General features: G+C 50.9%; 11 protein-coding genes. 7 read left to right on the top strand and 4 right to left on the bottom strand.

The window, feature by feature from the left end; genetic code table 11:
- The first annotated feature begins 184 nt into the window (after positions 1–184).
- On the top strand, positions 185–1,378 hold the full coding sequence (locus tag AADB16_RS11240; RefSeq protein ID WP_410803331.1) for a 1-acyl-sn-glycerol-3-phosphate acyltransferase: 1,194 nt from the start codon (positions 185–187) through the stop codon (positions 1,376–1,378).
- Between the two features lie 46 nt (positions 1,379–1,424).
- Positions 1,425–2,084 carry an alpha/beta hydrolase gene (locus AADB16_RS11245; protein ID WP_410803333.1) on the top strand — a complete coding sequence of 220 codons (660 nt, stop codon included), beginning with the start codon at positions 1,425–1,427 and terminating at the stop codon, positions 2,082–2,084.
- Positions 2,085–2,120: 36 nt separating this feature from the next.
- Here the strand turns inward: AADB16_RS11245 and AADB16_RS11250 are convergent, their stop codons facing one another.
- Positions 2,121–3,533, bottom strand: a complete 1,413-nt coding sequence (locus AADB16_RS11250; RefSeq protein WP_309044581.1) for a TrkH family potassium uptake protein — start codon at positions 3,531–3,533, stop codon at positions 2,121–2,123.
- A 244-nt stretch (positions 3,534–3,777) separates the two neighbouring features.
- Between AADB16_RS11250 and AADB16_RS11255 the strand changes: the two genes are divergently transcribed.
- Positions 3,778–4,353, top strand: a complete 576-nt coding sequence (locus AADB16_RS11255; protein WP_309044528.1) for an ACP phosphodiesterase — start codon at positions 3,778–3,780, stop codon at positions 4,351–4,353.
- Positions 4,350–4,973, top strand: a complete 624-nt coding sequence (locus tag AADB16_RS11260; protein ID WP_410803336.1) for an ATP-dependent zinc protease — start codon at positions 4,350–4,352, stop codon at positions 4,971–4,973. Before AADB16_RS11255 ends, AADB16_RS11260 begins: the two co-directional genes overlap by 4 nt.
- Positions 4,974–4,990: 17 nt before the next feature.
- Here AADB16_RS11260 and AADB16_RS11265 read toward each other — a convergent pair whose 3' ends face one another.
- Positions 4,991–6,298, bottom strand: a complete 1,308-nt coding sequence (locus AADB16_RS11265; protein WP_410803338.1) for an acetyl-CoA carboxylase biotin carboxylase subunit family protein — start codon at positions 6,296–6,298, stop codon at positions 4,991–4,993.
- A 309-nt stretch (positions 6,299–6,607) separates the two neighbouring features.
- Here AADB16_RS11265 and AADB16_RS11270 point away from each other — a divergent pair, with 309 nt between their 5' ends.
- The 3 genes from AADB16_RS11270 to AADB16_RS11280 all read left to right on the top strand — a co-directional run bounded on the left by AADB16_RS11270 (position 6,608) and on the right by AADB16_RS11280 (position 9,691).
- Positions 6,608–8,065 (top strand): malate:quinone oxidoreductase, encoded by a 1,458-nt coding sequence (locus AADB16_RS11270; RefSeq protein ID WP_410803340.1) that lies wholly within the window; start codon positions 6,608–6,610, stop codon positions 8,063–8,065.
- The gene (locus tag AADB16_RS11275; RefSeq protein WP_410803342.1) at positions 8,065–8,991 is read left to right on the top strand and encodes a pirin family protein; all 927 of its coding nucleotides are present in this window, start codon (positions 8,065–8,067) and stop codon (positions 8,989–8,991) included. Before AADB16_RS11270 ends, AADB16_RS11275 begins: the two co-directional genes overlap by 1 nt.
- A 163-nt stretch (positions 8,992–9,154) precedes the next feature.
- A complete protein-coding gene (locus AADB16_RS11280) occupies positions 9,155–9,691 on the top strand; it encodes a porin family protein (protein ID WP_309044522.1) in 537 nt (178 codons plus the stop codon).
- A gap of 213 nt (positions 9,692–9,904) precedes the next feature.
- Here the strand turns inward: AADB16_RS11280 and AADB16_RS11285 are convergent, their stop codons facing one another.
- Together AADB16_RS11285 and AADB16_RS11290 are read right to left on the bottom strand one after the other, a co-directional pair.
- Positions 9,905–10,837, bottom strand: a complete 933-nt coding sequence (locus AADB16_RS11285) for a LysR family transcriptional regulator (protein ID WP_410803344.1) — start codon at positions 10,835–10,837, stop codon at positions 9,905–9,907.
- A 90-nt stretch (positions 10,838–10,927) separates the two neighbouring features.
- The gene (locus tag AADB16_RS11290; protein ID WP_410803346.1) at positions 10,928–11,962 is read right to left on the bottom strand and encodes a lipid A deacylase LpxR family protein; all 1,035 of its coding nucleotides are present in this window, start codon (positions 11,960–11,962) and stop codon (positions 10,928–10,930) included.
- Positions 11,963–12,274: the final 312 nt, after the last annotated feature.

Genomic DNA, 12,274 nt, shown 5'->3' on the forward strand with positions numbered 1-12,274 from the left:
AATAACCGGTTATTCGCGAGGCTGGGGTGAAATCAGGTGGAGGATGATACCAGATTCACCACAAGGAATGGCCGGGCAAGACGTGTTTTTGGGAAGCAAACCCATGGGAAAACCGATACAATACCGCCGTTTTAAGCCTAGGTTTAACATCTCAAGATAACTGACACACAACAACAGGGCAGCCATGCAGGAATTTGACGCCATCCGTCCCTATTCGGACGAAGAAACCGGCCCGGCAATTCAGCGGTTGGTTAACGACCAGGAATTTCTGGATATGGTCGCGCGCTTCAAGTCGCCACTACTTGCTCGCTGGGCCCCGGCACCCTTGCGTTTTTTTACCCGGCGCTGGCTGTCTAGCCGATTTGGCCACTTCACAAAAGTAGATGATTTGCAGGCTGGGCTTTCCGGCTATATTGGTGAGCTGATTGAAAGCACAACAGCCCGTGTCACCAGCAGCGGGCTGGAGAATTTGAGCAAGCAGGGGGCCTACCTGTTCATCTCCAATCACAGGGACATTGTTTTTGATCCCATGGTGGTCAACTATCTGCTGTTCCATAACGATCTGCGCACCACGCGCATCGCTATTGGCGATAACCTGCTTGCCAACCGGGTGTTTGCAGAGATGATGCGACTTAACAAGAGCTTCATTGTCCGCCGTGATATGACCAGCCCTCGGGAAATGCGTGATGCATATATTACGCTCTCGGGCTTTATCAATCACAGCGTTGCGAACAACGAGAATATCTGGATAGCCCAGCGAGAAGGGCGCGCTAAAGACGGTCGTGATTTTACCGATCCGGCGATCATAAAAATGTTTTATATGAGCTGCAAGAAAAGCGGGCTGAGCTTTGCCGAAGCTATGAACAAGCTTCGCATTGTCCCTGTATCTATATCCTACGAATACGATCCCTGTGACGCTGATAAGGCCCGGGAGCTGGAAACCAAGGCCCGCAGTGGCAACTATAAAAAAGCGGAAGGCGAAGATACTGAGCAGATCATGAAAGGTCTAACCCAGTTCAAAGGCCATGTACACGTGCATTTTGGCGCCCCGATCGTCAGTGCCCCGGAGAATGCAAAAGAGTTAGCCGCCGTAATCGACACGGAAGTTCACGCGAACTACCACTTGCACGCATCCAACCTGATCGCCTACGAAATGCGTGGACAGGGCTCCCAGGGAGCTAGCAGCCTGGATACGATTCGGGAGTCAGTCGTAACCGCAGGAAGCTGGTCGGAGGCCGATATTCAGGCAGCCCGTGCGGAAATGGAAAACAGGCTCGAAGCTTGTGATCCCGCGATTCGACCCTATCTATTGGATATGTATGCCAATCCGGTTCAGAGCGCACTGGATGCAAGCGCCAAGTTGAACGCTCCGGAATAATCCGGACACCAATCCAATTCCCCTTTTCAGATACACGAGGTACTGCGTGCAGGATCTACAATATATTGAGCTGGAAACCCGCCCCAACCCCACAGCCGCAGTTATCTGGCTGCATGGCCTTGGCGCAAGCGGACATGATTTTGAACCCGTAGTGCCAGAGTTGGGTTTGCCAGACGATGCAGCGGTGCGTTTTATCTTCCCCCACGCCCCTAATATGCCAGTTACCATCAATGGCGGAATGTCCATGCCAGCCTGGTACGATATCAAAGCGATGGATATTGACCGGATTGTGGATACCGATCAGTTAATGGAGTCGGCCCGTGCGGTAGGCAAGTTAGTTGACCGGGAAATTGAACGTGGAATTCCCGCGGAAAACATCGTTATTGCTGGATTTTCTCAGGGTGGGGCGGTTGCTTACGAGCTAGGCCTGACATACCCGAAACGTCTCGCGGGCATTCTGGCACTTTCTACCTACTTCGCTACAGCGAAAACAGTAAAGCCTTCCGATGCGAGTGTAGGGATTCCTATCAATGTTTATCACGGGACCTTTGATCCCATGGTTCAGGAATCGCTTGGTGTGCGCAGTGTGGAAGCACTTAAGGAAATGGGCTACGAGCCGGCGTATATGACCTTCCCCATGGAGCACAGTGTGTGCCTTGAGGAAATTCAGGAGATCGGGCGCTTCATTCGCAAGCACGCCCTCTAGGTATCAGAAAGCTCACTGGCATTCAGACTCAGGTATTCAACTGCGCCAGAATGCCGGTGAGAGCACAATCACGACACTCAGAATTTCCAGTCGCCCCATTAGCATGCCTACCGCAAGAATCCACTTGGCGGCGTCTGGCAATGGGCCGAAGTTCCCCGCAGGTCCGATGATGTCGCCCAAACCAGGGCCTACGTTGGTGAGCGCAGTCAATGCGCCTGACAACGACGTGATGAAGTCGAGTTGCATGGCGGCTAGCGATACCGTGATCAGCAACAGACACAGCAGGAAGATAAACGTATAGGCGATCATCGACGCGATAATGTCATCACTGACCGCCCGTCCATTGTAGTTACGCGAGAGTACCGCCCGTGGGTGCAGCAAACGAATCAATTGCTCACGAAGTACAATCAACGAAAGCTGAAAGCGAAAAATCTTCATGCCTCCGGACGTTGAGCCGGAACAGCCGCCAATAAACATCAGGAAGAAAAACAACACAAACGCCAGCGGCCCCCAAGCTGAATAGTCTTCAGATGCATAACCGGTTGTGGTTACCACGGAGGTCACGTTGAATAAGGTAGCAATGTAGTTGTGCACCGGGTCAAAAGGCACAGGCGAGACAGCCCACCTGTAAAGCGTGAGAAGGGCAGGCACAACCAGCAGTATGGTTAGAAACAGCCTTACCTGCTGATCTCGGAACAACACGCCACGTTGCCCGTGCATCTCTCTGACAAAAAGGAAAAATGGCAGGCTGCCAATCATCATGAAAAACGAGGCTTCCACCAAAATCAAGTCGTTAAATTTACCCATGCTCATATCCGACGTGGAGAATCCTCCAGTCGCGATACTGGTTAGGCCATGGTTAAAAGCATCGAACAACGTCATGCCAGATAGCCAATAAGTGACGACCGCGACGGTTGAGAAGACAAGATAAACAATGAGAAGCCCGCGGCTCAGGGTTTTCATTCTTGGGAGGGCTTTATCTGTCCACTCTGAAGACTCAGTAGCAAACAATCGCATGCCGCCAACACGCAGGAACGGAAGCACCGCTACGAACATGCCGATTATCCCTATGCCCCCGATCCACTGCAGAATCGATCGCCAAAGAAGCAGATCTTTATCCATGGTATCCAGGCCACTGAATACAGTAGCGCCTGTGGTTGTGATGCCTGAGGCGCCTTCAAAAAAAGCATCTGCAGCGGAAATGCCGTCATCACTAAGGTAAAAAGGAAGTGCGGAGAGCAGGGAGATAATGAACCAGGACGATACGGTAAGCACGAACATATACCGCGGTTTTAAGTCTCTGGGCTTGCGGTACGTAGAGGCAATGCCGAATAATCCGATTCCGAAAACGATGGCTGCAGATTCCACAAACGACGCCGCATTGGGCGCATCCGAGCCAAGCATCAGAAACACAGGCAGCGTCATGAATATGCTGAGCAGCACAAACATAAGACTTACAATAAAAATAACAGGGTAGAGGTTTCTCAATGGATGCCCGAGCTAGCTGAACCGAGAGAGGGCGTCAGAATACCTGTGGGAACGTTCAACCGCAAGGAAACTCACGGTTTGCAGCATGATTGCCGCGGTATTAAAACACCGTCAGCAAAGGGCTTTTTACGGTTTCTGGTGTGGAAAAGCCGTGTAGATTGTTGCAGTCTGATTAGCAGATAGTTTTGAAATTGGGGAAACGACATTGAACCACCTGGCGCACCTATTTCTTGCCCCTGACTCGCCTGAAGCGCGGGTGGGCAGCATGCTTGGTGATTTCACCCGTGGTTTGGACATTGCAGCGCTCCCGGATTCAGTAAGGCTGGGGGTTCGGCACCACTTGGCCGTAGACAGTTTCACCGATAAACATCCAGAGGTATTAGCCAGCAAGCGGCTTTTTTCTACCCAACGCCGCCGATTTTCCGGTATAGCCCTGGATGTTCTATACGACCACTTTCTTTTACAGCATTGGAGCGAGTTCACTGATGCAGATCAAAACAGCTTTATCAGCGCCGTTTATGCAGAGCTGCAGGATAACGAAGACCTGATGCCCCCTGTTATGGCCAGAACAACCCGACACCTTGTCTCCCACGACTGGTTCGGGTCCTATCGCGATCTCGATAACATTGGATTCGCCCTTGACCGAGTGGCGACACGCATTCGTTTTCAGAATTCTTTTGCGGGAATTATTGAGGAAATACGACCACTGCACTCAGAGCTTGAAGAACGTTTCTTGTCATTTTTCCCGGATTTACAATCATTTGCAGGAGGAATTGAATGAAGTCTCTGATCCCTTTAGCCCTTGCCACCACGTTCATGGTTCCTGCTACAGCCCTGGCGGAGAAAGCAGACAAAAGCGGCATACCGGTTCCCGAAACGCTCGGTTTTGTAGAGTGGGTAGTAATGAACGATACCGGCTTGAGGCTTAAAGCTCGGCTGGATACCGGTGCGAAAACCTCATCGCTGCACGCGGTGAACGTAGAAGAGTTCAAGCAAGACGATCAGAAATGGGTGAAATTCCAGATTCCGCTGGCCGACCATAAAGACCACCCTACGACAGATGACAGCACTATTGAGCACGAAGAGGTGATTCTTGAGCTGGAGCGCCCCGTAGAGCGCACGGTGCTAATCAAACGAAAAGGTGCTCCATCCCAGAGACGCTACGTTGTGATGATGGATTTCTGCATTGCCGGTACCAGCCACAAAACCCAGTTTTCTTTGACTGATCGCGGAAACTTCTCCTATCCGGTGCTGCTCGGTCGCCGCTTCATGAGAGACGACAATATACTGATCGATTCTGCAGACAGCTTTATAGCCAGCAAGGAATGCGAGTACATGTCCATGGAAGAGCTTGTAGACAAGCAGCAGGCGAAACTCGTTAAGCCAAGCACGGCCAGCTGACAGCTGGCCGCTAACACCTAAACGTAGAAATCCAGATCTTCCTGGGCTTTCAACAAATCCCGCATTTTTATTGGGTCGTCGCCATAAAAGAAGACCAAGCCCCAGTGAGTTCCAAAAGCTGCCCTGTCGGGCACCATTTCTTCAGTTGGTTCCAACAACTCATGGGACTCGAAGTAGGGGTGTTCAGTGGTTTCTTTCGGCATTTCAAGTTTACTGACCACCCGCCGCCTTGGGTACACACCGAAGCAGCCCGCGTAACCCTTCGCATCAACGACTTCGCGAGGGAAGAAGGCATCAACCTCCTCCTTGGTGCTTTTAGGATCGAACACCAACATTGAGGCTTGATACGCACTGAATCCGTAGGCTCTCTCAATAAGTTCGAATGCCTTGAATCCGGGCGGGCGATAGGCGACTTCACCAAAATACATTTCGCCGTCTGCAGTCACAAAGTACTCGGGATGAATCAATCCAAACTTTATCTCAAAGGTCTTGATCAGTAGCTCGATTTGCTTGGTGATTGCATTACGCCAGCTCTCGAGTTCTTCGGTAGCCGGCACGAACACGGAGTATCCCAGCGTCACGTATTCAGAAATATTCAGGAACTTGATTTTCCCATCGTGAATCCAAGCTTCAACAGCGAATTCCCAGCCATCCAGGTGGCTTTCCATCAACAGGGGATATTCTTCAGCGGGTATGGAGTCTATTTCCTCAACCTTGCGAATCATTCGGTGCCCAAGGCAACCCGCCTTGTCGAACGCCTTAACGTGAATCGGGTCGTCAGGATCTCCATCCAACTTGAGCAGTGTCTGGTTGACTCTTTTCATAAAGCGGACAATGTCATCTTTCTCGTGAGCTTCTTCGAAGATTCCGACACGAATTCCGCCAAGCTGCGCTCGACGTTTCATCAACGATTTGTCCCGGAATAGAATAGACTGCCCAAACATACGTGGGCTGTCGAGGAGCACTGAGTTGATAGCCCCGGACCACTCAACGGTTTCTTCAAAAAGAGGTATGGCAACATCCACGCCTTCGGCCTTCAGCCTTTGTGCTATTTCATAAGACCGGTCATTTAAGCGGAGAAAATCCCAGGAAATGAAAGGTATCTTGTTTGCGGTACAAAAATCCTCAGCCCACTCCGGAGCGACCACAATATAGCGGCGATCAAACTTTTGCGCTGCCTTGATGGCATTGACACTCCAGCCGAGTAGGGCGATGTAGCCCTTGGTGGGATCCTTGGGTGTTTCTGTTCCTTTGACCGAATCCATTTCTGGATCGAGCCAAGCCTGTACCTCTGTGGGTAACTGCTTTTCTGACGCTATCGACATTACTGTTCTCCTTGCTGATAAACCCAGACAAGGCGCATGCGTTTAAACGCACCGAGAAGCTGAGCGATTTATAATGTGCTCTGAGTATCAATATAGCCCTGATAGTTGCATTTAGAAACGAAACTCCGGAATAGATTGACTATGAAACCTCTTCCGGGCATTGCTGCTGCACCCTTACTGTTTGCAGAATTTGCATCGCGCCGGCGTGTCTTTCACTATGATTCAAGGGAAGAGGTAGATTTGACTGTTATTACTGACGCAGACTCAACTGACTGATCTCAGAAACATTGAAATTGGCGGGTCGACATTATGAACATAGTTATCATCGGCGCAGGCATTATGGGCACCACCTTTGCGACCTTGGCAAAGGAGTTGGCTCCCGATTTGGACATAACCATTCTGGAACGACTGAACCGTGCAGGCGGGGGCAACTCGTGGGCTTTTAACAACGCGGGTACCGGGCACGAAGCTAACTGCGAACTTAACTATACACCGGTCGACGGCGAAGTCCTTTCTGTTGAAAAAGCTCTCAAAATCCACGCCCAATTCAATGTAGCCAAACAGTTCTGGGCGTATCTGGTGGGAAAAGGTGCAATCAAACAGCCGTCAACCTTTATCAATCAGACCAAGCATTGCACGCTTGTTTCCGAATCCGCCATTGACGAGCTTAAACTGCGATTCGAAGAGATGTCCGCGCACCACTTTTTTGATCACATGCGCTACTCAGACGACTTCGACGAGATTAAAAGCTGGATTCCCCTGACAATGGATGGTCGCCCTCGCCATGAAAAAATGGCTGCCACCGTTATAGATACAGGTACCGACGTAAACTTTGGCTCTTTAACAGAACAAATGGCCGCTTATGCAGTGGAGAGTTTAGGCGTTAAGATTGAATACGGAACTCACGTTACACGTGCACACCGGAGTCCCACCGGGCGCTGGGTGATAAACGCCAATAGTAACGGGCAAACCCTTCAATATCGTGCCGACGCCCTCTTTGTCGGCGCGGGTGGTGGCGCCTTCCCCTTGCTGAAAAGGAGCCACCTGCCATCCCGAAGTCGATACGCAGGCTTCCCTGTAGGCGGGCGGTTTTTGCAGGCCCAAATAACGGAAGAGCAGGCTCAGAACTACAGAGCCAAAACCTACGGCCGAGCTAAGGTTGGCGCCCCTCCCATGTCTGTTCCGCACCTGGATTTGCGGGCGGTAGATGGCAAGTACTATTTGTTGTTTGGGCCGTTCGCCTCGTTCAAGCCGGTGCTGGAAAAGGGCCGTGGATTTTTCGATTATCTTACATCAATCAGGCTGCACGATATCCCCAGCTTGCTTAACGTCGCCTTGCGACATTCTCACTTGGTGAGATACCTGATTTCTGAAACCTTCAAAGGTGAAAAAAGCTTATTTGAGGAGCTTGAAAACTTTGCTCCCGGATTGAGCAGCAGGTTTGACTGGAAGCCGATTGATGCTGGCCAGCGCGTACAAATCATTAAAGATCGCGACTTGCAGATGGGTACCGAGATTCTTGTGTCCAAGGATAAGACCTACGGCACCTTATTAGGAGCATCTCCTGGCGCCTCTGTTTCACCAGAGGTGATTTTGCGCTGCCTGGAACAGATGTTGCCATCTGTTTTTTCGCAGGAAGACGTGCAAACAAAGAAAAAACAAATATTCCCCGAGGATGATCTTGATGCGTTAATCGCTCATCCTGATCGGTACCGGGAGATTCGCGATGCAGTCAACAATCAGTTAGGAATAATAGGAGGCTCGTGATGAGCACACTTACAAAACACCCGGATGAAGCTTATGACCAAGACTGTTCGGAGCCTGCGAGGTGTAAAGAGGTTGAACTATTAATCGAGCCTCGCGACAGGGATCTGGGCGGCTTTTCAGTTAGACGCGTGTTGCCAACCATGCAACGCCGAATGGTTGGCCCGTGGATTTTCTTTGATCACATGGGACCGGCGGAATTTCCCGCAGGAGAGGGTATCAATGTGCGCCCGCACCCGCACATCAATCTCGCCACGGTCACATACCTTTTTGAAGGTGAAATACTGCACCGGGATTCTCTGGGAAGTCTCCAGCCCATTCGCCCTGGGGATGTAAACCTCATGGTTGCAGGCAAGGGCATTACACATTCCGAGCGTGAACGGCCAGAAGTGACTGAAACCGCACATCGCTTACACGGGCTCCAGCTTTGGTTGGCTTTGCCGGAAGAAGATGAAGAGATTGACCCGGCTTTTTATCATTACCCGGACGCCGACATTCCCCGCGTGGAAGTGAACAACGTTCCGATTCGCGTGATTATGGGCAGTGCCTATGGTGAAACGTCGCCGGTCAAGGTGTTTGCCGACACGCTTTACGTTGAAGCCCACCTGAAGGCCGGGCAAAGCATCAGCGTGCCAGAAGCAGACGAGCGTGCAGTTTACGTGGCTGCGGGCGAACTGCGAGCGGGAGGCACAACAATACCCGAGTTCGCAATGGCCGTGTTATCCGACAAGCCTGGGCTTGAACTAACGGCAACACGCGACGCCCGGATTGCGATCGTTGGCGGTGAGCATCTAGGTAAGCGTTACATGGAGTGGAACTTTGTCTCTAGCCGCCGCGACCGCATCGAACAAGCCAAGTCAGAGTGGAAAGCTCAAACTTTCCCCAAGGTGGTCGGTGATGACGAAGAGTTTATTCCATTGCCGGAATAGTCTTATCTAACGAGCTACCGCAAGGAAAAACAGGGCTCAGGGCAGGGTTACCGGAAAATTAAAACGCCGTAAATTTAGGTTTCATCTATGGCTATCGCGCATTTGATGGGCCAAATTACAAGAAGAGGTAAACCAACTCTGTTTATTTTGAGGAGAAGTGCTGATGACTATTAGAAAAAACTTGCTGATCGCATCTATTGCTACCGCGGGTATCGTTACGGCTGGCACTGCATCGGCCGCGGACATGTACAAGTCTGGCGTTGGCGCGCTGTACGCAGGGCTGAACTACACCTTTGTAAACATTGACGGGCAAGGTGCAGACGCAGACGTTGGAACTCTGTCGGGCAAAGTTGGTGTAATGGCGAATGAGTACATTGGTCTGGAAGCTCGTGCCGGTTTTGGTGTGGACGACGATAGCATTGCCGGAATGGATGTAGCGCTCGACAACTTCTTTGGCGGCTACGCGACCTTCAACATGGTTAATCAAAGCCCGTTTACGCCGTATGCAGTTCTCGGCTTCACTCGGGTTGAACTTGAGGTTGGTAACTCTTCGGACGATGAGTCAGATTTCTCTTACGGTGCAGGCGTAAACTTCGAGATGGCCCAGAATTTGTCGGGTAACGTCGAGTACATGCGTTACTACGACGATAACGACGTTACCGTAGACGGTATAGGTTTGGGCGTTCAGTTCAATTTCTGATCCAGTTGCCATGAAAATGCCCGTGTGCTTCTTGAAGAAGGACCACGGGCATTATTCGTTATGCCGTGTTCATTTGTTCAACTATGAATACGATTTAACATAATATACATTATGCGCAGTATGGTTTGGTTGTGCGGTAACCACCTTTCGTATCTGGGGTGCCTTTGCCCTTTAAATGTACCCGGCGGCGGTTAGCCAGTTTCAGCGAATGCTTCACCGACCACACGGGGAATTTTCCATGACGTCATGCCAACGCTCCTGAAGGAGCGTTTCAATATGATCACGAATCCAGATAACACCGGGATCCCTGTCGTGGCGGGCGTGCCAAATCAGGTACAAGCTGGTCGAGTCGACTTCGAAAGGCAGATCGCCCATCCACAAGCCATTCACGAAGCCACAATCCTGGCTGATCATTTCAGGAATTGCAGCAATCAGATTGGTTTCTCGCAATATCTCAGGAACAACGGAAAAATGATTGACGGTGGCAGCAATGCGTCGGGTTTTGCCTTTTTGGTCCAGATGATTGTCAACGAAACCATGTGCGTCTCCGGACATGCTGACCAGTAAGTGGCGGGCCTCCAGAAACTCATCCATGGTTATCTGCCTGCCAGCAAGTGGATGATCCGCCCGCATGGCAAGCGCATAGCCAGTTTCAAACAACCAGGTGCTGCGAAGACTATGATCATGGTGATTCAACACACCAACTGCGAGATCGACATGGGCTTCACGTAGCGCCCCGTGAGCCCCCTCTGGAGTATACGGCACGGCATAAAGGTCGATTCCAGGCGCCTCTCGCTCAAGCAATTCAATCAACTCACGCCAAATCAGCTCTACGATCACGTCGGTCGCGGCGACACGGAACGTCCTTTGCGAAGTGCCCGGATCGAACTGGGTGGCGTGCACAGCGTTGGTCAGCGCAAACAACGGCCCACCAATCTGGTCCCAGAGACTCAGTGCATAGGAGGTTGGCACTATATTCCGCCCTTTGCGAATGAAAAGTGGATCGTTCCAGAGGCCCCGCATTCGGGAAATAGCATTGGAGACTGCCGGCTGAGTCATAGCGAGCCTGTCAGCTGCGCGGGTGACCGAACGCTCAGTCATGATTGCGTCAAAGATATAGAGCAGTTGAAGTTCTTGAGATTTCATCGCTGGGTTACCTGGCACAGGAAAAGCTGTTTTCAGTTTGAACGGTAAAAGTTGTCGTCGCAACTGAGCTTAACCGGCAAGGTAAATTGGTCAGGTGGAACCTAGCCGCTTACTGAATACCAGCCCGCCCCATGCCAGGGTGCGGTTGCCATTGCCACTCTTGATCTCGGAACTCTGAACCCGGAGGACATAGCTCAATTCTGTACCCCCAAAAAAGCTGTGGGTGTAACCGGCCCATACTTCCGCAAGAAGTATATTCAGGTCATTTGCGCGAAGCTCATGGTCCGACTCACGGAACTGGCCCTGTAAAAAGGCGTTGTAGGCCCGGGCTTTAACTGACATGCCGCCCCAAAAATAGTTTTCCCGGCCTCCCGGTGTTGATACGGACGGGGCCCGTTCGCCATAGGCCATCAACTCTGGGTTAAAACGATTGTCCGGTGATGAGATAAGTCCATCGCGAAAAACCAATGCGGCGCCGAACTCAGTCAGGTAGCCGACAGAACCAAAATATGTGACTTTGAGCTTTCGGTCAGGCTGACTAGCCATCAGGTACTGGTGATAGGCTGCTGAATAGCGAAGAGTCGGCTCGCCTCCTTCTGAGATTTGATGCTCCCAACCCTCGGCCCGGTCGCTGCCGGTTGCCTTATGGATAGCGTTCTGGCCGGATTCGAATACATCGAGACCCAAAGCCCCCAAAGTCAACGACGTAGTCCATCCAGTCCCGGACCCTGGCTGCTGGTAGCTCCTGCTTGAGGAGATATACACCAGACTGCTGAAGGGACGATCAGCTGTATCGATTGTCTTCGATTCTATTGTCTCCGGTGTAAACCCATAAATGCCAAACTCCAGAGCCGTGCTGACAGGCTCCGCCGAAAGCCGCATAGGTTCGGCGAGTAACGTCTGGTCAATATTACCGGTCATGCGTGAAAACACATTATTGCTGAACTCTACCGAGTTTGAGGAATAAGTTACCGAAACCCCGGCGGTATAGTCCCTGTCGGTCTGAGTTGGAGCGAACAGGTCGTTATCGGTGGAGATTGCCAGTACGGAATTGGTGCTTTCTGCATTGGTTGTCGCAGACAACATTGCCAAAACAAACAAAAGGGTAAGTGAAAGGTATTGCATGGCCAACTCCGAGGTATCAATGATCGGAAACAAGTTGGCACTATTCTTAGGGTGAAGATGGGTTAGAACAAATCAGCTATCCGTATTCTATTCATCACCAGGATTGATGAATAGGTATTTTTACCATCAAAAACTGCCCATAACTATCTAGACGATTTCGAGGACTCACTTAACTCGACCCGTGCAATCTTCTGATAATTAACATTTAAATGAGAAGCTTTATGTGTATAGCATATCAAGGTCTTGAATTTTCAATTGACCCTTCTCAAACACTCGAATCATTCTGAGTGATGTAATGCATATCGATTTCAA

The sequence above is a fragment of the Marinobacter sp. KMM 10035 genome (assembly GCF_046537445.1).
Taxonomy (GTDB): domain Bacteria; phylum Pseudomonadota; class Gammaproteobacteria; order Pseudomonadales; family Oleiphilaceae; genus Marinobacter; species Marinobacter sediminicola.

What these genes read in the sequence shown, in the direction of transcription:
- AADB16_RS11265 (WP_410803338.1), bottom strand. Translation starts at nt 6,298, where the DNA reads ATGTCGATAGCGTCAGAAAAGCAGTTACCCACAGAGGTACAGGCTTGG.
- AADB16_RS11250 (WP_309044581.1), bottom strand. Translation starts at nt 3,533, where the DNA reads ATGTTTGTGCTGCTCAGCATATTCATGACGCTGCCTGTGTTTCTGATG.
- AADB16_RS11270 (WP_410803340.1), top strand. Translation starts at nt 6,608, where the DNA reads ATGAACATAGTTATCATCGGCGCAGGCATTATGGGCACCACCTTTGCG.
- AADB16_RS11260 (WP_410803336.1), top strand. Translation starts at nt 4,350, where the DNA reads ATGAAGTCTCTGATCCCTTTAGCCCTTGCCACCACGTTCATGGTTCCT.
- AADB16_RS11290 (WP_410803346.1), bottom strand. Translation starts at nt 11,962, where the DNA reads ATGCAATACCTTTCACTTACCCTTTTGTTTGTTTTGGCAATGTTGTCT.
- AADB16_RS11275 (WP_410803342.1), top strand. Translation starts at nt 8,065, where the DNA reads ATGAGCACACTTACAAAACACCCGGATGAAGCTTATGACCAAGACTGT.
- AADB16_RS11240 (WP_410803331.1), top strand. Translation starts at nt 185, where the DNA reads ATGCAGGAATTTGACGCCATCCGTCCCTATTCGGACGAAGAAACCGGC.
- AADB16_RS11280 (WP_309044522.1), top strand. Translation starts at nt 9,155, where the DNA reads ATGACTATTAGAAAAAACTTGCTGATCGCATCTATTGCTACCGCGGGT.
- AADB16_RS11285 (WP_410803344.1), bottom strand. Translation starts at nt 10,837, where the DNA reads ATGAAATCTCAAGAACTTCAACTGCTCTATATCTTTGACGCAATCATG.